The sequence below is a fragment of the Vagococcus jeotgali genome (assembly GCF_035918315.1).
GTDB lineage: Bacteria > Bacillota > Bacilli > Lactobacillales > Vagococcaceae > Vagococcus > Vagococcus jeotgali.
The window spans coordinates 219,942-243,920 of sequence record NZ_CP142146.1 but is presented as its reverse complement, the minus strand read 5'-3'; the positions used below and the strand labels follow the sequence as shown (position 1 = coordinate 243,920).

The 23,979-nt window shown below is 33.8% G+C and carries 20 protein-coding genes and 1 pseudogene; 10 read left to right on the top strand and 11 right to left on the bottom strand.

The features are described 5' to 3' along the window. Window positions 1–26: 26 nt before the first annotated feature. Complete coding sequence (gene rpoB / locus VSF34_RS01335; protein ID WP_326717330.1) at window positions 27–3,602, bottom strand: DNA-directed RNA polymerase subunit beta; 3,576 nt, start codon at window positions 3,600–3,602, stop codon at window positions 27–29. A 375-nt stretch (window positions 3,603–3,977) separates the two neighbouring features. Here rpoB and VSF34_RS01330 point away from each other — a divergent pair, with 375 nt between their 5' ends. Both VSF34_RS01330 and VSF34_RS01325 read left to right on the top strand, forming a co-directional pair. Further along, on the top strand, window positions 3,978–5,363 hold the full coding sequence (locus tag VSF34_RS01330) for an ISNCY family transposase (RefSeq protein ID WP_326716316.1): 1,386 nt from the start codon (window positions 3,978–3,980) through the stop codon (window positions 5,361–5,363). Window positions 5,364–5,895: 532 nt separating this feature from the next. Beyond that, window positions 5,896–6,039 carry a hypothetical protein gene (locus VSF34_RS01325; RefSeq protein WP_326717329.1) on the top strand — a complete coding sequence of 48 codons (144 nt, stop codon included), beginning with the start codon at window positions 5,896–5,898 and terminating at the stop codon, window positions 6,037–6,039. 56 nt (window positions 6,040–6,095) lie between these two features. Here the strand turns inward: VSF34_RS01325 and VSF34_RS01320 are convergent, their stop codons facing one another. Further along, the gene (locus VSF34_RS01320) at window positions 6,096–6,704 is read right to left on the bottom strand and encodes a class I SAM-dependent methyltransferase (RefSeq protein WP_326717328.1); all 609 of its coding nucleotides are present in this window, start codon (window positions 6,702–6,704) and stop codon (window positions 6,096–6,098) included. A gap of 2 nt (window positions 6,705–6,706) precedes the next feature. After that, the gene (locus tag VSF34_RS01315) at window positions 6,707–7,270 is read right to left on the bottom strand and encodes an SGNH/GDSL hydrolase family protein (RefSeq protein ID WP_326717327.1); all 564 of its coding nucleotides are present in this window, start codon (window positions 7,268–7,270) and stop codon (window positions 6,707–6,709) included. Between the two features lie 93 nt (window positions 7,271–7,363). On the opposite strand from VSF34_RS01315, the gene VSF34_RS01310 reads away from it, so the two are divergent. From VSF34_RS01310 to guaA, 3 genes are all read left to right on the top strand, one after another. After that, a complete protein-coding gene (locus tag VSF34_RS01310) occupies window positions 7,364–7,897 on the top strand; it encodes an acyl-CoA thioesterase (protein WP_326717326.1) in 534 nt (177 codons plus the stop codon). Window positions 7,898–7,911: 14 nt separating this feature from the next. Next, the gene (coaA, locus tag VSF34_RS01305) at window positions 7,912–8,835 is read left to right on the top strand and encodes a type I pantothenate kinase (protein WP_326717325.1); all 924 of its coding nucleotides are present in this window, start codon (window positions 7,912–7,914) and stop codon (window positions 8,833–8,835) included. Between the two features lie 62 nt (window positions 8,836–8,897). Beyond that, a complete protein-coding gene (guaA, locus tag VSF34_RS01300) occupies window positions 8,898–10,427 on the top strand; it encodes a glutamine-hydrolyzing GMP synthase (RefSeq protein ID WP_370659275.1) in 1,530 nt (509 codons plus the stop codon). Window positions 10,428–10,850: 423 nt separating this feature from the next. Here the strand turns inward: guaA and VSF34_RS01295 are convergent, their stop codons facing one another. Then, the gene (locus tag VSF34_RS01295) at window positions 10,851–12,020 is read right to left on the bottom strand and encodes an IS256 family transposase (protein ID WP_326716335.1); all 1,170 of its coding nucleotides are present in this window, start codon (window positions 12,018–12,020) and stop codon (window positions 10,851–10,853) included. Between the two features lie 125 nt (window positions 12,021–12,145). Here VSF34_RS01295 and VSF34_RS01290 point away from each other — a divergent pair, with 125 nt between their 5' ends. After that, complete coding sequence (locus tag VSF34_RS01290; protein ID WP_326717323.1) at window positions 12,146–12,841, top strand: tyrosine-type recombinase/integrase; 696 nt, start codon at window positions 12,146–12,148, stop codon at window positions 12,839–12,841. A gap of 180 nt (window positions 12,842–13,021) precedes the next feature. Here the strand turns inward: VSF34_RS01290 and VSF34_RS01285 are convergent, their stop codons facing one another. Together VSF34_RS01285 and VSF34_RS01280 are read right to left on the bottom strand one after the other, a co-directional pair. Beyond that, entirely contained in the window at window positions 13,022–14,263 is a 1,242-nt protein-coding gene (locus VSF34_RS01285; RefSeq protein ID WP_227258472.1) for an IS256 family transposase, read from the bottom strand. Between the two features lie 172 nt (window positions 14,264–14,435). Continuing rightward, window positions 14,436–16,442 (bottom strand): DNA methyltransferase, encoded by a 2,007-nt coding sequence (locus VSF34_RS01280; protein ID WP_326717322.1) that lies wholly within the window; start codon window positions 16,440–16,442, stop codon window positions 14,436–14,438. Window positions 16,443–16,943: 501 nt separating this feature from the next. On the opposite strand from VSF34_RS01280, the gene VSF34_RS01275 reads away from it, so the two are divergent. The 4 genes from VSF34_RS01275 (at window position 16,944) to VSF34_RS01260 (ending at window position 20,007) form a co-directional block, all read left to right on the top strand. Then, the gene (locus VSF34_RS01275; RefSeq protein WP_326717321.1) at window positions 16,944–17,288 is read left to right on the top strand and encodes a helix-turn-helix transcriptional regulator; all 345 of its coding nucleotides are present in this window, start codon (window positions 16,944–16,946) and stop codon (window positions 17,286–17,288) included. A gap of 380 nt (window positions 17,289–17,668) precedes the next feature. After that, on the top strand, window positions 17,669–18,244 hold the full coding sequence (locus VSF34_RS01270) for a hypothetical protein (RefSeq protein ID WP_326717320.1): 576 nt from the start codon (window positions 17,669–17,671) through the stop codon (window positions 18,242–18,244). A gap of 156 nt (window positions 18,245–18,400) precedes the next feature. Next, the gene (locus tag VSF34_RS01265) at window positions 18,401–19,099 is read left to right on the top strand and encodes a class D sortase (protein ID WP_326717319.1); all 699 of its coding nucleotides are present in this window, start codon (window positions 18,401–18,403) and stop codon (window positions 19,097–19,099) included. 11 nt (window positions 19,100–19,110) lie between these two features. After that, window positions 19,111–20,007, top strand: a complete 897-nt coding sequence (locus tag VSF34_RS01260; RefSeq protein WP_326717318.1) for a hypothetical protein — start codon at window positions 19,111–19,113, stop codon at window positions 20,005–20,007. Between the two features lie 84 nt (window positions 20,008–20,091). Here VSF34_RS01260 and VSF34_RS01255 read toward each other — a convergent pair. The 5 genes and pseudogenes from VSF34_RS01255 to VSF34_RS01235 form a co-directional block, all read right to left on the bottom strand. Next, a pseudogene (locus VSF34_RS01255) lies at window positions 20,092–20,217 on the bottom strand (helix-turn-helix domain-containing protein); the annotation flags it as partial. Between the two features lie 135 nt (window positions 20,218–20,352). Further along, window positions 20,353–21,303: a siderophore ABC transporter substrate-binding protein gene (locus VSF34_RS01250; RefSeq protein WP_326717316.1), complete on the bottom strand. Its 951-nt coding sequence runs from the start codon at window positions 21,301–21,303 to the stop codon at window positions 20,353–20,355. Between the two features lie 16 nt (window positions 21,304–21,319). After that, on the bottom strand, window positions 21,320–22,078 hold the full coding sequence (locus VSF34_RS01245) for an iron ABC transporter ATP-binding protein (RefSeq protein ID WP_326717315.1): 759 nt from the start codon (window positions 22,076–22,078) through the stop codon (window positions 21,320–21,322). Then, a complete protein-coding gene (locus VSF34_RS01240; RefSeq protein WP_370659266.1) occupies window positions 22,079–23,032 on the bottom strand; it encodes an iron chelate uptake ABC transporter family permease subunit in 954 nt (317 codons plus the stop codon). Continuing rightward, window positions 23,029–23,976 carry an ABC transporter permease gene (locus tag VSF34_RS01235; protein ID WP_326717314.1) on the bottom strand — a complete coding sequence of 316 codons (948 nt, stop codon included), beginning with the start codon at window positions 23,974–23,976 and terminating at the stop codon, window positions 23,029–23,031. The genes VSF34_RS01240 and VSF34_RS01235 overlap by 4 nt, the downstream gene beginning before the upstream one ends. Between the last annotated feature and the right edge of the window lie 3 nt (window positions 23,977–23,979).

The following is a 23,979-nucleotide window of genomic DNA, read 5'->3' as shown; positions in this document are numbered from 1 at the left end:
CAGAATAACTACGGGTCTTTCCTTGATTATTCTTGATTTTCTTCTGCTGCTTTTAATAATTTTTCAGCTTCTTCTTTTTCAGCTTGCTCTTTAGCAAATTTCGCTAGAGCATCAACGGTGATTAAATCATCATCTTCATCATCCATGTCACGTAATTCAATTTCATGTTCTTGTGCATCAAGTACTCGCATATCTAAACCAAGAGCTTGTAATTCTTTAACAAGTACTCTAAATGATTCTGGTACACCTGGTTTTTGAATTGGTTCACCTTTAACGATTGATTCATATGTTTTCACACGACCAACCACATCATCTGATTTGTACGTTAAGATTTCTTGTAATGTATAAGCAGCACCATAAGCTTCAAGTGCCCATACTTCCATCTCACCAAAACGTTGTCCACCAAATTGTGCTTTACCTCCAAGAGGTTGTTGTGTTACAAGTGAGTATGGTCCAATTGATCTTGCGTGTAGTTTATCATCAACCATGTGAGCAAGTTTCAACATGTACATCACACCAACTGAAATACGGTTATCAAAAGCTTCACCAGTACGTCCGTCATAAAGAACAGTCTTAGCATCACGAGCCATACCCGCCTCTGCTACTGTACTCCATACATCTTCTTCATCAGCCCCATCAAATACAGGTGTTGCAACATGAATACCTAACGCACGAGCTGCCATACCTAAATGTAGCTCAAGTACTTGTCCGATATTCATACGAGAAGGTACCCCTAATGGGTTTAACATGATATCAACAGGTGTACCATCAGGCATATAAGGCATATCTTCTTCTGGCATAATACGAGAAACTACCCCTTTATTACCATGACGTCCAGCCATTTTATCCCCTTCGTTAATTTTACGTTTTTGAACGATATAAACACGGACTAACATATTAACACCAGGTGATAACTCATCTCCACCTTCACGGGTAAAGATTTTAACATCATGAACAATACCGCCACCACCATGTGGTACACGTAGAGATGTATCACGAACTTCACGAGCTTTCTCGCCGAATATAGCATGTAATAGACGCTCTTCAGCTGATAATTCTGTGACCCCTTTTGGCGTTACCTTACCAACTAAAAGATCACCATCTTTAACTTCAGCCCCAATACGAATAATACCCATCTCATCTAAGTTTTTAAGTGCATCATCACCAACGTTTGGTAATTCACGTGTAATCTCTTCAGGTCCTAATTTTGTATCACGTGCTTCTGATTCATATTCTTCAATGTGAATAGATGTATAGACATCATCTTTAACTAGACGACGATTCATAATAATCGCATCTTCATAGTTATAACCTTCCCACGTCATAAACGCGACCAACACGTTTTGACCTAAAGCCATTTCTCCTTCTTCCATCGAAGAGCCATCAGCTAACGTATCTCCTGCTTCAACCATTTCATCCATACGAACGATTGGTCGTTGGTTGTAACTTGTTCCAGCATTTGAGCGGTGGAATTTAATGACTGTGTATTTATCTAAAGCACCATCATTACGGCGAACACGAATTTCGCGTGCATCAACGTATTCAACAACACCATCATGTTTACATAACAAAGCGGCACCAGAGTCATGAGCAGCTTTATATTCCATACCAGTTCCCACAAGTGGTGAACGAGGTTGGATTAAAGGTACAGCCTGACGCTGCATGTTGGCACCCATTAAGGCACGGTTAGAATCATCGTTTTCTAAGAAAGGAATACATGACGTGGCAACCGCAACTACCTGTTTAGGTGATACATCCATGTAGTCAACTTTATCAACAGAAACTTCCAAGTTTTCACTTTGGATACGAGCCATAACAACATCTTCAGCAAATTTACCATCATCTTCTAATGGCGAGTTCGCTTGTGCTACCATGTAATGATCCTCTTCATCAGCTGTTAAATAATCAATATGCTCTGTTACACGGTGTGTTTGACGATCAACACGACGATATGGTGTTTCAATAAAACCATATTTGTTTACTTTAGCGTAACTAGATAAACTATTGATTAACCCAATATTTGGTCCCTCAGGTGTTTCAATCGGACACATACGACCATAATGCGAATAATGAACATCACGTACTTCATAGCCAGCACGGTCACGAGTTAAACCACCAGGCCCTAAGGCAGATAGACGACGTTTGTGAGTTAATTCCCCTAATGGGTTAGTTTGATCCATGAACTGTGATAACTGAGAAGAACCAAAGAATTCTTTCATTGATGCTACCACTGGACGGATATTGATTAATTGTTGTGGTGTTAGTGTTTCAGTGTCTTGAATTGACATTCTCTCACGAACCACACGCTCCATACGAGATAAACCAATACGGAATTGATTTTGTAATAATTCACCAACTGAACGGATACGACGGTTTCCTAAATGATCGATATCATCTACTGAGCCAATTCCTTCCATTAAGTTATAGAAATAACTAATTGAAGCAATAATATCAGCAGGGCGAACTGTTCGTACGTTTGATTCTGGTAAGCCATTACCAATAACATTGACCACACGCTCAGGATCTTTTGGTGAGAATACTTTAACCACTTGAACCATCATCGGCTCAGTAACTACACCATCTTCACTTGGGTAATATGTCACACTGTTTAAACCATTGTCTAAATATTTTTCTAATTCATCCATAACAGCATGAGTCACAACAGTTCCTTTTTCAACTAGGATTTCTCCAGTTTCAGGATCTACTAATGTCTCAGCTAATGTATGATTTAGTAAACGTGTTTTTAAGTTTAATTTTTTGTTGATTTTGTAACGACCAACAGCTGCTAAGTCATAGCGTTTTGGATCAAAGAAACGAGAGTTAAGCAAGTTTCTTGAACTTTCTGCTGTTTTTGGCTCACCTGGACGTAATCTTTCATAAACGTCTTTTAAGGCTTCTTCTGTACGAGAATCACTTGAATTTTTATGAATATCTTTTTCAAGAGTTAATTGTAAACTTTCACTCTCACCAAAAATCTCTGTAATCGTTGAATCAGAACCAAAACCTAAGGCTCTAACTAACACTGTTAATGGGATTTTTCTAGTACGGTCAATACGTGCATAAGATAAGTTCTTTGCATCTGTTTCAAGTTCTAACCAGGCACCACGGTTAGGAATAACTGTTGCGCCAAATCCTTCATGACCATTACGTTCTTGTTTTTCGTTAAAATAAACTCCTGGTGATCTTACTAACTGAGATACCACAACACGCTCAGCACCATTAATAATAAAGGTACCCATTTCTGTCATTAACGGGAAATCACCAAAGAACACTTCTTGTGATTTGATTTCTCCAGTTACTTGGTTATCTAATCTTAAAGTTACGTGAATAGGAGCTGAGTAGTTAGCATCGTGTGCTCTTGCTTCCTCAACTGTGTATTTTGGTTCTTTCATTTCATAATCTACAAACTCTAATGATAATTTTTCACTAAAATCAGTAATTGGCATGATGTCCTCAAACATCTCACGCAATCCTTCATCTAAAAACCATTTGTATGAGTCAGTTTGAATTTCGATTAAGTTTGGTAATTCTAAGACTTCGCTAATTCTTGAATAGCTACGTCTTTCTCGGTGCTTGCCGTATTTCACTACGTGTCCAACCAAATTAGTCACCCCTCTGAGTTTTTTTCAAAAACCCCTTCATGTTACAAATATTACATTTTCTTTACAAAAACAAGTCGGACCTGTTTTTAAGAAAAAAAAAACCAAAAATAGAGCCTGAACATATCATTATATGGTCTTTCTATTTTTGTTTTCCCTATAAAATCAAGGCTGATGGACAATATTTCATCGCCTTTCTCATTTTGAACATAAAGGTTTCTGCAACTAATCATTTTACCTTATCACAATATATTTGTCAATGAAAATACACGTTGGAATTAAACTTTTATCATTCGAAAGTGATAATGTCCTAAGTAGGTCGAAAGACAAAATGTCCCAAAATGATAAAATAACTTTATGAAAAGGATAAATCTAACAATGAATGAAACCAAAAAGTATCAAGTTATTAAAGCTGTCGCTGAAAATAAAAAACAAAAAAAGAGAGCTAGTGTTGAACTTAATTTATCTATACGACAAATTAACCGTTTAGTGAAATCATACAGGGAAAATGGTAAATCAGCATTTGTCCATAAAAATCGAGGGAGAAAAAATAAGCACTCTGTGCCTGAAAAAGTAAAACAACAAATAATCACTAGTTATCAATCGTTTAGTATTAAACCAAATATTAGGCATTTTACTGAAATACTGAAAAACGACCATCATATCTGTTATACAGATACTACAATTAGAAGCATCCTGTACAAAGCAAAAATACTTTCACCAAAGGCTCAAAAAAAGACAAAAAGAAGACTCAAACAATTAATAAAGCAAGAAGGTCAACAAACCAAACAATCAGAGAACCTATTGGTTCCAAGAGCTGAAGACTACCTAGAACTCCCTGAAAAGACCCATCCTAGTCGACCTAGAAAAAAATACAAAGGAGAATTAATTCAATTAGATGCTAGTTCATATAATTGGTTTGGAAATCAAATAACTCATCTTCATTTAGCTATTGACGACGCATCAGGTAATATTGTTGGCGCTTATTTTGACCAACAGGAAACGCTCAATGGTTATTACCATGTTCTTCATCAAATTCTGACAAAACAAGGGATTCCTGCCACTTTTCTAACAGATAAACGAACCGTCTTTGAGTACAACAGAAAATCAACAAAAGCTGTAGAAGAAGATACGTTCACGCAGTTTGGGTTTGCTTGTCATCAATTAGGTATTGACATAAAAACATCCTCTATTCCTCAAGCGAAAGGTCGTGTAGAACGTTTAAATGGGACAGTGCAATCAAGATTGCCTGTTGATCTTGAGATAGCAAATATACATTCTATAGAGGAGGCTAATCAATTTCTATCTGTATGGATTCGAAAGTTTAATCGACAATTTGGTCACAAAACTGCAGAAAGTGTTTATGAAACTTCTCCTACAACAGCTGAAATTAATTTATTACTAGCTACTGTCTCTCATCGTATAGTCGATAATGGCCATCATATTAAGTATCAAAATAAATTTTATCTTCCAATGGAAGGTAGTAGCGACAAATATTTTACAAGAAAAACAAAAGCATTAATTATAAAAGCTTTTAACGGGGAGATTTATGTTAATATAGCAGAAAAAATTTATCCTACTAGACGATTAAAAACCCACGAGACCTATTCAAAAGAGTTTGATGGGGTTTCTTCAGATATAAAAAAAGAAAGACGCAAGTACATTCCACCACAGTCACATCCGTGGAAACTTGAGTCTTTCAAAAGGTATCTTCAAAGTATTGACCGTACTATCGAAGAATATGAGGCTGAAAAAACAGCCTGAAACAAAAAGTACCTTATTTTACCAATAATGGTCACATTAGTGCAAGTTTTACGCAGTAAAGATTGCGCTAATGTGAGCCCTCATTTTGGGACATTTTTATGTTCGATTGACATGAAAATACACGTTGGAATTAAACTTTTCTTTTCATTTATAAATTTAATAAATAATTAACCCCTGTTTTTTTACGGAAGATATTATACTGATGTAAACGAAGAGGATTTAAAATGATGAAAAAAACTTAAATACAAAACTAATAGTTGTTATTTTCTTAATCATTGCTATCCCACTACTATTCATTCTTAACGTAAACAAGTCTCATGTAAATACTTATTTAAGTCACTCTGATATATTTTCAAAAGAAGAAATTCTCTCGGCAAGTAAAGTCACCACAAAAGCTTTTCACTCTGAATTAAAGAGCCAAACCCTTTTACCAATCTCCTACGATGATAACTACCAAAAGCAATTTCTAAAAAGTGTATACTCTAATCCGGATAGTTTCCCTAATTCCTATGCTAACTCACAACCAGATAATTTGATTGTTTTACCTCTATCATTTAAAACTGGGTATTCTATGAGTGATGGGTTTGAAAAAGAGATGGTAATGGATCATTGGAAGGCTATTCTGACTAGAAAAAATAATGTGTCACCTTGGGAGATGGTAGAATTTGGAGAATAAAAAAGGATGACTCTCAGAAGGTATAGCTTGTACCACGAGAATCATTCTTTCATTTTTTATTCATCTAACTTTTGGCTACGATATATATAGTAGCCTTTTTTATTTATAACAGTTTCTACATTGCCAAAAACGTCTTCCATTTTCTTTTTAGCACTGGGAGCACCTTGTTTCTTTTGAATCACAATCGTTAAAGTGCCGTCCTTTTTTAAATAATTTATGGATTCTTCAATAATCTCATGTACCACTTTTTTACCTGCTCTAATAGGTGGGTTGCTAATAATAGCTGCAAAATCAGTTTTTTCTACACTATTATAAATATCTGACACATAGATGGTAGTATTAACTACTTGATTGTTACTAGCATTTTCTTTAGCTAATGAAACTGATCTTTCGTTCACATCAATCATATGAACGTCTCGGCCTGTACTATCAGCTAAACTCATCCCCATAGGCCCGTATCCACAGCCAACATCTAAAATAGCACCTTCTGGAATATCCTCATCACTAAAGGCTTCAATTAAAACACGTGACCCAAAGTCTACTGTCTCTCTTGAGAAAACATTACTGTCTGTTATAAAGGTATACGTTTTACCTAGTAATGGAAAGGTCCATTTTTTTCTATCATGATCTGTATCTGGTTTATTTGTAAAATAATGTGCACTCATTCTTATGATCTTCCTTTTAATTGTTCTACGATAACACGTGCTAATAAATCATATCCTGTTGTGGAGAAGTGAAGACCATCTGCCTGCAAATAATCCACTGGTCTTTCTGCATCAGTCATCACTGATAACATGTCAATATATGGTAACTCATAATAAGCAGCCACTCGCCTTGCTGCTTGATTGTACTGATTTAAACGCAAAAGAGGCCTCTCTTGTTGGTACAAGACTTGGTTGGCAAATGGTGGACCCAGTAAAATCACACGATCACTACCAATGACTTCAACTAAATTCATTAAGTTCGTTTCATACTGCGCTAAGCTAATTCCTGATAAAGCCGCCACATCATTCGCACCAAAAAAGACTGTTACCATGTCAGGCTCATATCCCACAACATGATCCATCACACGTTTCATAGCACCACTTGTTGTGTCCCCTGGTATTCCTGCATTAATAATCTCTGCCTCATATGGTAATAAATGTCTGATTTTATCATTTAAAATCACATTAATCTCACCATGTTTATAGCCAGCTGTAATACTATCACCAAACAAAATAATTTTTTTCATCTTTCTACCCCATTTCCTAGCGAAGTTATTTTTGTATGTTATAATCAGTTAAACTTTAGTTATATCATAACATACAAAAAAGGAGTTTTAATCATGTTTGTACCATTACCAAGTGAAAAAAAATGTTCTGAGTCACACACTGTTCAGACTCATCGTATTTTCCCAAATGATTTAAATTCATTTGGAGCTTTATACGGTGGGAAATTGATGTCTCTCATTGACGATACTGCCTCTATTGCTGTTTCTCGTCATTGTAGAAGGCCGTGTATGACTGCCTCAACAGATACTCTAGATTTTTTACATCCTATTTATGAAAACGATTCAGTGACTGTTCAAGCTTACGTTTCAGGAGCTGGACGTAAGTCTATGGAAGTTTTCATTAAAGTGATCGGAGAAGTCTTAAAAACAGGGGAACGTTACTTAGCTGCAACAAGTTTTATGACGTTTGTCGTTGTAGATAGTGAGGATAATTTTGTTGGTGTTCCTGCTGTTATCCCTGAATCGGTTGAAGAAAAACTGATTCATGAAGGCTATCAAAAAAGACGGGACAATCGTTTAAAAGAGCTAGCTTCAAACAAAAAATTAGGTGAGCATATCTCTTTGACCTTACCTTATATGGATAATTAGAAGAGGATACCCACATGGATGAAAAAACAAATTTCTATCACCTATCTAGGGAAGAATGGCAAAGCTTTTATCGTAATGGTATCCCTCCTTTGACTGATGAAGAACTACAACATATAAAAAGTTTTAATGACACGATTTCCTTACAAGATGTGCAGGACATCTATATTCCTTTGACTCATTTAATTAATATATATATGAAGGAATATGAGTCACTTAACTTGAGTAAGGGTTTATTTATGCAAAAATTTTTAACACCGACACCCTTTATTATTGGTGTTGCTGGAAGCGTGGCTGTTGGAAAAAGTACGACTGCAAGGCTACTACAAATGATGCTATCAAGAATTTTCAAACGACAAACAGTTCAGCTTATCACGACAGATGGTTTTTTATATTCAACAGATGAATTAATTGAACGTGATATTTTAAATAAAAAAGGATTTCCTGAAAGTTATGACATGGAAAAATTGTTAACTTTCTTAAATTCTGTTAAAAATGGAGAAGATGATTTAAAAATCCCTGTCTACTCTCATGAGATTTACGATATTATCCCCGGAGAATTTGAAACAATCTCTCAACCTGATATTTTAATTGTTGAAGGGATTAACGTCTTACAATCTCCAGCCAATCAAAGAATTTATATTAGTGACTTCTTTGATTTCTCTGTTTTTGTCGATGCTGATGCCGATTTAATCGAAACTTGGTATTTAAAGCGCTTTGAAGATTTATTAGCTCTTGCAAAAGATGACAAAACTAATTATTATTATGAATATGCAAATGGCCCTAGGGAAGAGGCTTTAGCTATGGCAAAAAATGTTTGGAAGAATGTTAACCTTAAAAACTTAAATGAATTTATTCTTCCAACAAGAAGCCGGGCTGATGTTATTCTTCATAAAGCTCAGGGGCATGTCATTGATGATATTTTCCTTAGAAAATATTAACACAACTACTATAAAGAAAGATAAGGTGAGAATAAGTGACGAACACATCTGAATTTAAAGATATGGAAAAAATCATTGTTTTAGACTTTGGTAGTCAGTACAACCAATTAATCACACGACGTATTCGTGAGTTGGGCGTTTTTTCTGAATTACTAAGCCATAAAATTACCGCAGAAGAAATCAAGAAAATCGCACCTAAAGGGATCATCTTCTCAGGTGGACCAAATAGTGTTTACGATGAGGATAGCTTCCAAATCGATCCTGAGATTTTTAACTTGGGGATTCCGATTTTAGGTATTTGTTATGGTATGCAGTTAATGACTCACAACTTAGGTGGTGTCGTCTCTAGTGCTGACACACGTGAATACGGCAAAGCCATGCTTTCTATCACAGATACAGAAACTGAGTTATTTAAAGGATTACCAACTGAACAACAAGTTTGGATGAGTCATGGAGATCTAGTCACTGAAGTTCCTACTGGTTTTGAGGTTGTAGCAACAAGTGAAAACTGTCCAATTTCAGCGATGGAAAATAGAGAAACAAATATGTATGCTGTCCAGTTCCATCCAGAGGTTCGTCATTCTGAAAATGGAACAGATATGTTACGTGAGTTTGTCTTTGGTATTTGTCATTGTACAGGTGACTGGTCAATGGGTAACTTTATCGAAATTGAAATCGAAAAAATCCGCCAACAAGTTGGTGATAAAAAAGTCTTGCTAGCTCTTTCTGGTGGTGTGGACTCAAGTGTTGTTGGAGTTCTCTTACAAAAAGCAATTGGTGATCAACTAACTTGTGTGTTTGTGGATCACGGTCTACTACGTAAAGGCGAAGCTGATCAAGTCATGGAAAGTTTAGGAGGAAAATTCGGTCTAAACATTATCAAAGTCGATGCTAAAGAACGTTTCCTAGAAAAACTAAAAGGTGTGTCTGATCCTGAAGAGAAACGTAAAATCATTGGTAATGAATTTATCTATCTATTTGATGATGAAGCAGCTAAATTAGATGGTATTGAATTTTTAGCTCAAGGAACACTTTATACAGATGTGATTGAAAGTGGAACTGATACAGCTGAAGTCATTAAATCTCACCATAATGTAGGTGGATTACCAGAGGATATGGCATTTAAACTAATCGAACCATTAGATACTTTATTCAAAGATGAAGTGCGTGCTCTTGGTACTGAGCTTGGTATGCCTGACTCAATCGTTTGGCGCCAACCATTCCCAGGACCTGGTCTTGGTATTCGTGTTCTTGGTGAAATCACAGAAGAAAAATTAGAAATCGTGCGTGACAGTGATGCGATTTTACGTGAGGAGATTGCTAAAGCTGGTCTTGACCGTGACATTTGGCAATACTTCACTGTCTTACCTGGTATTCGCTCTGTTGGGGTAATGGGAGACGGTCGTACGTATGACTACACGATTGGTATTCGTGCGATCACATCCATTGATGGTATGACGGCAGATTTTGCTCGTATTGATTGGGACTTATTACAAAAAATCTCAGTTCGTATCGTGAATGAAGTGGCTCACGTGAACCGTATTGTGTATGATATTACGAGTAAACCACCAGCTACGGTGGAGTGGGAATAAAACTAATTGGTATAGCTCACAAAAACATGCAAACCAAAAATTATAGATAATTGGTATACTTAAGAAAGTGAAACTAGCAACTATTCTAAACTAAAACTACCTGTTATTATTCGGCTCTTTTCGATTGTTTATTTTAACGATTGAAAGGAGCTTTTTTATGTTACTGACAGATTTACAAAGTGAATATTTATTAACCTTAGAAATTTTAGGAAGAGCAGAAGGAACAATCTACAACCACAAATATGCTACCAGACTATTTATTTAATTTATGGAAAATAGCTATCAAATTTCTCAACTTGAATTGGTAAAACCTATACATTTAAAACAATTAATTTTATATTGGAAAAATGAAAAAGAATGGGCTCACAGAACGGTTGCGTCAAGAATTATGTGTAAATGGAAAATCCATTCCATTTTTTTAAGTTAAAACATTGATTCTAATGTATCTTGTATTTCCTTAAATCCTTTATGTACTCTGCCTAAAAATTTTTGGTTATATTCATTGAACTGAGAAACAAGGAATCTCTCCAGAGATTCTTCATTAGGAAATTGTTCTTTTCTCTTTGTATATTTTTTTAACTGTTTATTAAATCCCTCAATCAAGTTAGTTGAGTAGATAGTTCTTCTGATTGATGGTGGGAAGTTATAGAAAGTTAATATAGCAGGATTCAAGAGTAATTTAACTACTCGTGGATACTGCTTTTTCCATTTATCTATCATAAAACTTATTTGATTCATAGCTTCTTCTTTTGAAGCTGCTTGATAAACCAATTTGAAATCATTACAGACTTCTTGTCGATCACTAACACGAACCTTATGAGCAATATTTCTAGAGATATGGACACAACATTGTTGAAATTGAGCATTTGGATAGACACTATGGATACTATCGTGAATACCACTTAAACCATCAGTTACAACTAATAAAACCTCTTCTAAACCACGATCTTTTAAATCTTGAAGTATCTCTTTCCAAACATAAGCAGATTCGGTTGGAGCAATAGTAAATCCTAGAACCTCTTTGGTTCCATCCAATCGAATGCCTATCACAATATAAACGGCTTCTTTTGATACGGTTTGTCTCTTTAAAGGAATATGAGTAGCATCCATAAAAATGACTGAGTATTTAGCTTCTAAAGTTCTTTCTTTAAAAGCCAAAACATCTTCAGATACGATTTTACTCATGTTTGAAATAGTTTGTGGTGTGTAATAATGACCATACATTTTTTCAATTAGATCAGAGATTTCAGACATAGTGATCCCTTTTTTAAATAGCTGAATAATAGTAGTTTCTAAGGAATCATTGGTTCTTTTATAGGCTGGTAATGTTTGTTGGGAAAATTCTCCATTTCTATCTCTAGGAATCACCAAATTTAATTCTCCATATTCTGTTTTAAATGAACGTGAGTAATTCCCATTGCGGGAATTACCTGAATTAAATCCAGCTCTATCATACTTTTCGTAGTCAAGAAACGCTGTTAATTCAGCCTGTAATAATGAGTTGATAGCGAGTTCTAAATGACGACGAAATAAATCATCTAAATCACCTTTATTAATTAGTGTTTCCATTATTTCTGTAGTAAAATGAGTCATGAGAAAGTCCTCCTATAAAATTTCTGTGTCGTAACTTTAATTTTACAGAATGGACTTTCTCTTTTTCTACCCTAAATTTCTATTTACACAAAATATTTTACCCTATCCACAGAACTGTCAATAAAATGTTTGGATTGATTAAAGTAATGTTTAATTACGCTGTTGAAGAAGAATATATTTCAGAACAGGATAATCCTGTTAGAAAAATAAAGAAATTAAAAGAAGTAAAAACAATTATTATCTCTTTTAATGATGAGGAAGTGAAGAAGATTCTTGACTCTTGTAATGGAAATACCTATAGCAATATTAGAGATAAACTAATCCTTATGATGCTTTTTGATTTGGGTATAAGAGTGTCAGAATTAACTAATTTAAGACCAAAAAATGTTAAAGAATCTCATATTCTGATTAAAGGAAAAGGAGATAAAGAAAGATTTCTTTACGTTAGCCCTATATTAAAGAGACAAATAATGAAGTTTAACAATGCGAAGAAACAAAGATTTTCTCACAAAAAAGAATACGAGTTAGAAGAATATTTCTTTTTAAATCAATGTGGAAAACAATTAAGTCGAAGTAGGATAAACAAAATCTTAAACGAGCATGCCAAAATAGCCAATGTTAGAGAAGAAATTCGAGTTTCTCCTCATACTTGCCGTCATTATTTTGCACACGCTCAATTAAGAAATGGTATTGATGTTTATAGTTTGAGCCGTTTAATGGGACACTATGATACTAGTATTACGTCTGATGATTTAAGAGGTTTACAAGATAATTCCGTTTTAGAAAAAGGTATTCAATCTAGTCCATTATCAAACTTGTAGGGTTTGTCAAGTTAAGTGTGTAAATTCCTTAAAAATAAAAATAGAAACTCAATTTGACAATGAGTCGTCCTGTGATAATCTCTAGGAATAAGAGGGTATTTTTAATAAACCTCTTGTCCCGATAAAAAATCGCAGGACGAGAGACTCGTTGTCAAATTTTATATGTCTCACTTATTTTGATTAGTAACGATTATATTTTTCGACACGTTTTGAAAAAGAGTCGTTGACCGTTAATTGGTTAAGCACCATAGCCCAATTATGAACATGCCCACCTTCCCATTTACTTTGAAGTTCTTTCACTCGAAGATATAATAGCTTAAGAAGGGCATTCTCATTAGGGAAAGCTCCTTTTTTAGTTACCTTGCGGAAACTAGAGTGAACACTTTCTACAGCATTTGTCGTGTACATTATTTTTCGAATAGCTGAGCCGTAATCAAATAATTGTTCGACATGGTGGAAATTTCTTTTCCAAACATCAATAGCTCCAGGATAGACTGCCCACTTTGTTTGAAAGGTATCAAAAGCTGTTTGAGCCGCTTTTAAGGAGGAGGCACTGTAAAAAGACTTCATATCCTTACAAACCTCTTTATAACTTTTACTTGGCACATAACGAAGGGCATTTCTAACTAAATGGACCAGACAACGTTGAACGACAACACCTGGGAAAATAGCTTTGGCTCCATTTTCAAGCCCTGATACACCATCCATTGAAATAAACAAAATATCTTCAACGCCACGCTCTTTAATCTCATCAAAAATCTGCATCCATCTATTTTTCGATTCTGTTTGATTTAGCCAAAGACCTAGAATTTCTTTATTTCCTTTTAAATCATAACCAAGAATTGTATACACCGCACATTCTTTCACTTCATAATTTTCTCTTAGAGTGACATACATACAATCGACAAACAAGAAGGCATAGCATTTGGCCAGAGGTCTGATTTGCCATTCCTCAAGTTCTGGTAATATTTGATCTGTGATATCCGACACCATATCATGAGAAATAGTAAAACCATAAATATCTTCAATTGTCGAGGCAATATCTCGTTGACTCATGCCTTTGGCATACATAGAAAGAACTTTTCCTTCAATACTTGAAACGTCTCTGCTTCTTTTAGGAATAATTTCTGGCTCAAAAGAAGCGTCTCTATCTCTAGGAACCTGAATGTCTAATTCACCAAAACTTGTTTTTAATTTTTTATTTCCATATCCATTCCGTCTGTTTTGAGTTTCTTTTTCTTGTCTTGACTGATTCTCATAACCTAAATGATTATCTAATTCTCCACGAAGCATTGCTTCAAACATCGGTCCAAAAACATCTTTTAGGGCTTCTTGCATGTCTTCAACCGATTCTGGTTGATAGGCATCAATAATTGATTGAGCTAACTTCGCTGATTTTTGATCTTTTTTCTTTTTTGTCATGACTTACCACTCCTTTAATCTATTGTAAAAAAAGAAAAACCGCGAAGCAACCCACTACCTAGGATGGTAGGTTACTTACACGGTTTATATTACACTCTCTCACCTGTAGCAAGTACTTTATTGTTCTTATCTTGTTTACCAAATAACCATTCAAATAGTTTTAACTGTGTCATTAGTTATCACCTTCCTCATAAAAACTACGATTAAAGGCTTTATCTTGTTCTGAAACATGATACATAGAGTCATCTATTTCAGAATAGTTCACATATAATTGATTAATATCCATCACATCAATAAGTAGCTCTCTTTGCTTATCTATGGATAACTCCTCAAAAGACAAAGTTTCTTTGGTATCTTCATCAATAGTGATAGGTTCATTGGTTAGTTTTTCTAACTCTACTAAGTAGTTTAAATCAGCATACTTCTTAATCGTTTCAAGAATATCTAATAGTTCTGTAGAGGTCTTAGCTTCTTTTATTTGGTTAATATAAGCATTGTTTAAATCCATTAATTCTGTGTAGATGAAGCTTCCTCCACCTTGCCAACTAACACCTTTAGAAATCCCTCCTTGTTCTCCTTCCATAACCTTTTGAAGACGAGAAACAGATACCGTATTGATATAGTCCATCTGTTCTATTCCGATAAATTGACGGTTCATTTTCATAGCAACTGCTTGAGTTGTCGCAGAACCCATGAAGAAATCTAGAACTATTTCTCCTCGCTTAGTAAACATGCTTATCAATCTTTTTAGTAACCTTTCTGGTTTTTTAGCTGTTGGAAAATTAACTCCACCTTCTTCAGAAAACCCACCTGAAGTACTTATGTCTGTCCATAAATCTCCGGTATGCTCCTTTAAGTTATCAACCGCAAATATAATTTCTAATCTAGTATCTTTACCAAAATCCTTATCTGTTCTAAATAAAACTATATTCCCCTTCTTTGATTTTATACCTTCCACATCTTGAAAGTATTTTTTGTTTTTTTGAGATAACAATTTATCTATCCCAGTATTTTGCTTATCAGCAACAATCCTCCAAGCATTGTTATACAACCAGTTTGAATCAGTTTTACTCTTAGGAAACTCTTTACTTAAAGTACTTAATTTTACTTTAGCTAATATCTTATTGATTGATATAATATCAGAGTTCAGAATAGCTTCTTTTACTTCTAAAAAATCATCATACTCAAAGTTCATTAATATTTTAGAGTATTCATTATCCCACTTATCTTTAGGTTTATATGGTGGCTCTATAATTTCTACTTTTCCTTTTGCGTAAATTGCTATGGAGTCTTTCAACTTTGGAATAGTTGAATTTACATGTGCCATTTTAGGACCAGATGGAGTACTCATTTTTACTGCTATATCAGCTACCTTAGCTCCAAATCCAAAAATTTCATCTAGTAATATACTTACGTATGCACTCTCATGATAATCTGTTTGAACTGCAATTATACCATTTTCACTTAATAACTCTCTAGCTACCTCCAACCTATTCTTCATAAATGTTAACCATGTAGAATGATTAAATCTATCATTATACTTAAAGGAATCCCCGCCAGTATTATAGGGTGGGTCAATGTAGATACACTTTACTTTCCCTGCGTATCTTTCTTTTAAAGAATGAAGTGCCAATAGATTATTCCCTTTGATGATTAGATTATCTGTATCACTTATCTCTGATACCTCTTCTTCATTATCTTTTGTGTACTTCTTAGTATTAGTCAAAACTTTAGGTGATAACAAAGTATCTACTTCATCACGTGCAATTACTTTGTTGTAATAAACTTCTTTTTTGCCTACCTCTTCTTTAGTCATCCCACCCTCTAAAATACAATCTTTAAAGGGAAAATCAAGAACTACATCTGAATTATAATCTAGGTATTTTCCACCAGCTGTTAATCCTATTTTATTTGAATATTTAGTATAGCTATCCTCCCAGAAATCCTTATAAGTTAACATTTGAATAAATTCTTCTATCTTGAAGATACTTGTATCATTAATAGATATTTCAAAGTCTTCTTTTATTTTTTCATTAGATAATAAAGCTGTTATTAATTCAGGGTCATAATTTCTTAAATCTTCTGATACCCTATTTTTTAATAATTTCTCGTTATCCCAATATTCGATGAATTCTGATAATACTTTTCTGATTTCTTTTAATAAAGTTGTTTCTATCAAAATAATTCCTCCAAAAAATTTATTCCCGTTCTCATATATGATTATATACTATATCAAAAAAGCCAAAGAGACTTAACTCTCTTTATATTTTCTATCTCTTAAAATTATTGTTACAGTATCTTCTTTCTATCTATTAACCTAGATCCACTTATTACATTTTCCTAGTACATATACATAGGAATAAATAGAAGAATTAACGGATCTATTAGCTACTTTTCTTCAATGTTCAATGCTAAAAATAAAGAATAGATAAATACCTTATCAGATTTAAATATTCTCATATCTCTACCTCCCACTATGTTCTTATTTATATTGTATCATAGTTAAATCATAAAGATTTTGTTCTCTTTTTTTGTCAAAAAGATTATAATAAAAACATTGTTAAATCAGTATTGATAACAATGTACACACAAGTATACATACTAAAGATGCCCTATATACACATCAATAGACAGACAAACTAACTAACTTTTTTATAGTGATGACAAGGAGGTAACAAACATGAATTTTAGCAAACAATTAAAATTATACCGGGAACGTGAGTCACTCTCCCAAGAACAACTAGCAGAAAAAATCTATGTCACAAAGCAGACCATCTCAAAATGGGAGAATGAGAAAACATATCCAGATATTCATAATCTAATCGCTCTTAGTACATTGTTTGATATCACCTTGGATGAATTAATCAAGGGGGATTTAGTAAAAATGAAACATAGTGTGGATGTTGATAAAATGAATAAATGGGCTTGGGTGATGCTTATTTTTATGGCTCTAACTATCATCTCTATTTTCCCAGCCTTTGAATTATGGGGTTGGTATGGCTTTGGTGTCTCTTTTATCTTTTGAGTCATTTCTATGATAGCAGGCATAAAGATTGATAGGATGAAAAAGGATAAAAATATTAAAACTTATGCAGAGATTATTGCTTTTACTGAAGGTGAAGACTTAGACATAGCTAGAGCCAAACGAAATAAAAAGAAAGACTTTTGAGATAAAGTTAAAATCATTGGTATGTTTTGTTTAGCAGCTCTTATTTTAGCCTTATTGTGTGCCACAATCTGGTTGTTCGTTTCCAATTAAACTAACCATTATTTATAAAATAATATGAAAAACCTATATTTAACCTATTTAATTAGTTTTGACATTAAAATTCTGCCTTTTTTTCTACCTAAATAAAATAAAACATGATACAATCAACTTATACTAAAGAAAAGGAGTGTGAATTAATGAAAAAATTAGTAAGTATGATTATCGCATTTGTTGGTGTGTTGTTCTTATTACCGATTGCCTCTAACGCTGCTGGAGCTATTTCAGCAAACGAACAAGAGATTTTAGATGCCTTAAATCAAGGTGTCACAATTGATAATGGACAAACATTCTACTTTTCAGCAACAGACATTCAACAAGCTGAAAACGAACTAAAAGCTAATGACTATGACAAGAAAACAACTGACACAGTCGTAGCTAACATCAATGCAGCAAGACAATTAGTTATCGATAATTCAAAAGGGCTTTCTGCAACGAGCCTAAATGACTTATTAAAACAATTGCCAAAACACGTTCAAGATCAAATCAGAGATTACATTTTAGCTTCTGCTAAAGCTCTTGGTTTATCAATTGACCAAAATGGTATTATTGTTGATAACAGTGGTAAAAAAGTCTTTGTTCCAACAACAAGTAACAACCCAGTTGTTAAAACAACAGGAGTTGCTAGTTCAACTGGAATTATGACTGTCATCGCTCTAGTAGCTATCACAGCTGTGTTAGGTACTGCGGTAACACGTAAAGGCCAATTATCATAAACAACTTAAAATTATGGGTTCTTCATAACCCATAATTTTTTTTGCCTTTTTTACCAGAATTGAAGATTGTTCCAGCTAGATTATGCTATGATATATTAAAATAAGTGAGTAATAATGACATAAAAATATTACTCATAGGTTTAAGGAGTTTAAATGATGAAAGGTAGTAAAAAACAGTGGGCATTTCTTTATATGCCTTTAATCTTTGTCGCATGTGTCTTTATGCTATTATTCTTACTAATCAAACCGTATAAAGATACTATCTCTTTATATGCTAATGCCATTACTATTGCAACACCAGCTGATACCAGTAAGTTACCAAAATCAATCTTTGATGAAGAGCTGGCTGAGCAAATGAAAAAAGAGCGTGAAGAAACTAAAGGAAAACAAACAAAAATCCCTTCAAGTGAAGTAGAATATCCAAACCTTGGGATTGAGTACGGTTCAGTATCACTAGATAAACAAAATGTTCAAACAAGATTAATTTACGGCGATTCCAATGAAGACCTTAGAGTTGGTGTCGGTCATTTTAATGGTAGTGTTTTTCCAGGAGAAGGTGGCACTACACTAATCGGTGGCCATAATACAGCTGATTTAGCTAGCTTAGAACAAGCGGAAATTGGAGATACTGTTACGATTCGAACAAACTATGGTACTTATACATATAAAATCAATGATAAGCAAGTCAAAAAATATGATGATAGAACAGCGATTGCTTCTCTTTATGAAAAGTCTGATGACAATCATTTAATTCTCTACACATGTTACCCTATTGACATGATCGGTTTAACAGATGACCGTTTGTTTGTTTATGCTGATTTGATTTCTGGGGATATGATTGACCCATCAATTTAGGAGGAAAGTTTTTGAAGAACAATTTAGAAAAAGCCTATTATTTTATGTTAACTCTCTTATCTATTTTAGTGTTTGTCATTTTTATTTTTGCTCTTGTGTCTAAACAAACGTATTTATCTGAAAAATTTTGGATTAAAGCTAGTGACGACACACATCTCTACCAGGCAATAACAAATGACACAAACACAACAATCCAAGACTTAGGACGAGGTAGTGGTATTCAAGAGGATGGACTAAAAGATGTCTTTACACAAAGTGAAGTCAAACAAGATGTGATTAGCTTTATGACTCAATCTTTTACTGGACAACCATTTGACATCGATGAAACAAAAATAAAAAAACAAATTTTAAACCATGTGGAAACTTATGCAACAGACAATAATCAGCCTATTACAGATAAAAATAGAGACTCTATTACAAGTTTTGTGAACACAGCCTTTTCTCAATATGATCGACTTATTAAAAATCCTATTTTTTCTATTTCAGGAAGCCGTATTCGCTTAATAGCCCCACTAATGACTAAATTAATAATAGGTCTTGGAATAATTTGGGTTGTGTTATCTGTCTTATTATTTATACCTTTAAGAAAATTTCCACATATTTTCAAGCGTTGGGCTTCTTATCAATTTATTAGTAGTGGCTTAATATTAGGTGTGATTAGTAGTTATGGGTTAATCAAAAATCCTGCTGCACATTTATCTTTAACAAAACCATACCTCTTAGAAACGTTTAGCTATATTTATTCAAGACCACTGATTTATATCTTAATCATTAGCGCCTTGATTTTCTTAATTGGTATCGTCTTAGCTGTCGTTTCAAATACACAACGTAAACAACTTATTAGAAAGAAAAATAAAGCTTTAGAAGACCACCACTTTAAAGAAGCATCGACAAGTTTTATCAAATAAAAAAATCGCCTCTAAACTAAGGTTATAAACCGTTAGTTTTAGGCGATTTATTATAGACCCATTATTTATCGTTTGATGGTGTCAGCCTAATCGTCTACCAATTTCTCTATTAGAATCTCCCATATTATGCCAAACTTCAATAAGCTGCCTTTCCTTAAATGAAAGATGTTTATAATTAGATGTCTTTGTGTTATTCTTAATTTTCACCATGATAAAAATTCCTTTCGTTGTTGGGTAGTTACTTCAATGATACACGAATTTTTACCATGGTGTTTTTTTATTATTTTAGGGTGGCTAACTTGATTCTACAACTAAGCGACTAATAATTAATCCTTTTTGTCAATTTTATTTATATGCTTCTTCCACATTCTCCATCATAAGACGAGTTGATTCAATTCCGCCACCTGCCAAATACCACACATCAGGTGTTAGGCTAATGACTTTTCCATCTTTACCTGCTGTTGTTTCTTTTACTAAGGTATTATCTGCCACATTATTTTTCCCATCATCTCCACCAATTGCCTTTGTACGATCTACTACAAATAAGATATCAGGATTCACCTCTAAGACATATTCATATGATACTTCTTGACCATGAGTACTAGCTTCAATTTCTTGGTCAGCTGGAATCACACCAAATCCTTCATAAATAATACCAAAACGAGAGTCTGGACCATAGACAGATAATGAACCTTCATTCACTAAACTCATTAAACCTGTTTTACCGCTTTTTTCTGTCATTTTTCTAAGATTATCACGCTTAACTGTTAGTTCCCGAACCTTCTCTTTAGCTTCATCTTCTTTATCATAAATAGTCCCAATTGTTTCAATATTAGCCATAGTTGATTGCCATGCCTCTTTGTTATCAACATCTAGATAAAGAGTTGGAGCAATTTTTTCTAATTCTTGCTTCATATCTTCTTGTCGACCTGAGATGATAATAAGTTCTGGTTGCATAGCATTGATTTTCTCTAAATCAGGCTCCTTCATTCCCCCAGCATTTTCCACACCTTTATAGCTATCTAAATAAGTCGGTAACGTCTTTAAAGGTGCGCCAATCACTGTGTCTTCTTTTCCTAATTCACGTATCGTGTCAAGAGCTCCCATGTCAAACACAACTACTTTTTTAGGATCTTGATTTATTTCTAATTTTTCACCATTACTATCTGTCACTGTAACCTTTTCTATTTTTTCTGAAGCCACACTTTCTTTTGTAGTATCTTCTTTTTTATCCGAAGTACAGCCACTTAAAACTAAACCAAATATCACTGTTAAACCTAAAACATATTTTTTCATCATTTAGCTTCCTTTTCTATTCATTAAAATATAAACAAAACCTTTTTCCTTCTAGTTCACAGACGCGTATATTCATATCATATAATTCATCTAATACATCTTTTGTAATAACTTCATCAGTTGGACCTGATTTAAAAATTTTCCCATATTTCATTGCTACAATTTCATCAGCATAGCTCGCTGCAAAATTAATATCATGAATGACTATCACCACTGTTTTACCAGCTTCATCTACAAGGTTACGTATGATTTTCATTAGCTGTACGGCATGGTTCATATCTAAATTGTTAAGTGGCTCATCTAGAAATATATAATCTGTATCTTGAGCTAAGACCATAGCAATATATGCCCTTTGCAATTGCCCCCCAGAAAGAGAATCTATATTTTCTTCTGCTAAATCCGTTAACCCTAAATAATGTAGAGACTCACTAATTTTTTCTTCATCGACTTTAGTCAAACGACCTCGGCTATGAGGGAATCTACCAAAAGCAACTAAATCTCGAACAGTTAAACGTAGTTGAACGGCATTAGCCTGTTTTAAAATAGATAATTTTTTAGCTAATTCGTGTTGGTTCCACGCCTTAACTTCTTGACCTTCAAGGTAAATACCACCCTTATCTTTATCGAGTAGGCGACTCATCAGACTTAACAGCGTGCTTTTCCCCGCCCCATTTGGTCCAATAAAAGCGGTTAGTTTATTTGGAATTAAGTCATAATCAACAGTATCTACAACCATTTTCTTTCCATATTGTTTCACAACCTGATTAATCTGCATTTAAGTCACCTTTCCTCGTTCCTTGAGTAGCTTCCAAATAAAATACACACCACCACCAAATTCAATGACGACGCTTAACGTTGTGCTCATATGAAACACATGCTCAATTAAAAACTGACCGAAAACTAATAAAAAAACACTAATTAAAGTACTTCCAATAAATAGCCATTGATGCTTGTAAGTCCCAAGCCATTGATAAGTAACATTAGCCACAATAAAACCTAAAAATGTTACAGGGCCAATTAGCGCTGTTGATAAAGCAACTGATAAACTAACTAAATATAATATATATTTTTGAAATCTTGCGACATTTATTCCTAAACTAGTTGCTTGTTCTGTTCCCAAATGAAAAACATCTAATACATGAGCTGCTCTAAAAAAAAGAATAATCACAACTAATACAATAGGTATAACAACAAATAAAAGAGAAACATCTACATTTGAAAAACTAGCAAATAACTTTCCTTGTAATTTATCATATTCATTAGGATCCATTAACACTTGTAAAAAAGTACTGATGCTACTAAAAGCGGTCCCAAGAACCATCCCTATCATCAAAAGTAAAAATAAATCTTTTTTCTCTCTTCTTAAAATAAAGCCAAACAACAAAACACTAAACGTTACCATTAACAAAACATTAAGTAAAAAAACTAAAGGTGTCTTAGTCAAACTTTGTCCTAAAAAAAAGAACAACAGCGTTTGCATCAAGACATATAGTGAGTCAAATCCTAAAATCCCAGGTGTTAAAAATTGATTTCTTGTAATCGTTTGAAAACTAATGGTAGAAAAGCTAGTTAAGGCACCAACAATTATAAAAGCTAGTACTTTTTTACCTCTTAAGGGCAAAGCAAACTCCCAATTGCCGTACGTGTGATAAGTCATAAATGCCATAATACTAATAAGCATCACAACTGTGAGCAATAAAATTTTAAACCCAACCGATTGTTTTCTCACTTAGCATCCCCCCTAACAAGTAGATAAATAAAGATTATACTACCTAGTATTCCAACAATTAAGCTCACTGGAATTTCGTAAGGTGGGTAAATCATGCGTGATAATATATCACACAAGACCAAGAAAACACTACCAGATAAAGCAGTCAAAACTAGAGTATGCTTCATATGATCTCCGTACATCATGGAAACAATATTTGGAATAATTACCCCTACAAAAGGTAACCCACCAATCGTGACTAAAATGGTACTACTTGATATGGCAATTAACAAAAGCCCAAATAAATGAATTTGTTTGTATTTTAACCCAATACTTGTAGCCATCTCCTCTCCCATACCAACAATTGTAAATTTATAAGCATATAAATAACAAACAATTAGTAAAGGAACACTGATATAAATCATCTCATAACTTCCTTTTGTAATTGTCGAGAAACTACCTTGAAGCCAAGAAGTCATGTTTTGCACTAATTGATATTGATAGGCAAAAAAAGTTACAATCGATCCGATAACACTTCCAAACATCACCCCAACTAGAGGAACCATTAATTGATTTTTTCCAGGTAATAATCTAATTAACCTAATAAATAAAACGGTTCCTAAAAAGGCAAATAAAAAAGCAATGAGGGACTTCATTAAAATAGATGAATCTGAAAAAAACAACATAGCTACTAGCATGCCAAGTCTAGCACTATCCATTGTTCCAGCAGTCGTAGGAGATACAAATCTGTTTTGTGTGAGATGTTGCATAATCAGACCTGATACACTCACTGTCGCTCCTGCGATAATCAAACTAATTGTTCTGGGAACTCTAGTTGACCATAAAACAAGTTGTTCTTGATGGGTCAAATCAAATAAATGAGTGATAGGAATACTTTTTACACCTATAAAAAGAGATAAAATAGCTAATAATATTAAACTTATAGGTAATATAGATCGGCGCATATT

What these genes read in the sequence shown, in the direction of transcription:
- VSF34_RS01330 (WP_326716316.1), top strand. Translation starts at nt 3,978, where the DNA reads ATGAATGAAACCAAAAAGTATCAAGTTATTAAAGCTGTCGCTGAAAAT.
- VSF34_RS01320 (WP_326717328.1), bottom strand. Translation starts at nt 6,704, where the DNA reads ATGAGTGCACATTATTTTACAAATAAACCAGATACAGATCATGATAGA.
- VSF34_RS01315 (WP_326717327.1), bottom strand. Translation starts at nt 7,270, where the DNA reads ATGAAAAAAATTATTTTGTTTGGTGATAGTATTACAGCTGGCTATAAA.
- VSF34_RS01310 (WP_326717326.1), top strand. Translation starts at nt 7,364, where the DNA reads ATGTTTGTACCATTACCAAGTGAAAAAAAATGTTCTGAGTCACACACT.
- coaA (WP_326717325.1), top strand. Translation starts at nt 7,912, where the DNA reads ATGGATGAAAAAACAAATTTCTATCACCTATCTAGGGAAGAATGGCAA.
- guaA (WP_370659275.1), top strand. Translation starts at nt 8,898, where the DNA reads ATGGAAAAAATCATTGTTTTAGACTTTGGTAGTCAGTACAACCAATTA.
- VSF34_RS01295 (WP_326716335.1), bottom strand. Translation starts at nt 12,020, where the DNA reads ATGACTCATTTTACTACAGAAATAATGGAAACACTAATTAATAAAGGT.
- VSF34_RS01290 (WP_326717323.1), top strand. Translation starts at nt 12,146, where the DNA reads ATGTTTGGATTGATTAAAGTAATGTTTAATTACGCTGTTGAAGAAGAA.
- VSF34_RS01285 (WP_227258472.1), bottom strand. Translation starts at nt 14,263, where the DNA reads ATGACAAAAAAGAAAAAAGATCAAAAATCAGCGAAGTTAGCTCAATCA.
- VSF34_RS01275 (WP_326717321.1), top strand. Translation starts at nt 16,944, where the DNA reads ATGAATTTTAGCAAACAATTAAAATTATACCGGGAACGTGAGTCACTC.
- VSF34_RS01270 (WP_326717320.1), top strand. Translation starts at nt 17,669, where the DNA reads ATGAAAAAATTAGTAAGTATGATTATCGCATTTGTTGGTGTGTTGTTC.
- VSF34_RS01265 (WP_326717319.1), top strand. Translation starts at nt 18,401, where the DNA reads ATGAAAGGTAGTAAAAAACAGTGGGCATTTCTTTATATGCCTTTAATC.
- VSF34_RS01250 (WP_326717316.1), bottom strand. Translation starts at nt 21,303, where the DNA reads ATGAAAAAATATGTTTTAGGTTTAACAGTGATATTTGGTTTAGTTTTA.
- VSF34_RS01245 (WP_326717315.1), bottom strand. Translation starts at nt 22,078, where the DNA reads ATGCAGATTAATCAGGTTGTGAAACAATATGGAAAGAAAATGGTTGTA.
- VSF34_RS01235 (WP_326717314.1), bottom strand. Translation starts at nt 23,976, where the DNA reads ATGCGCCGATCTATATTACCTATAAGTTTAATATTATTAGCTATTTTA.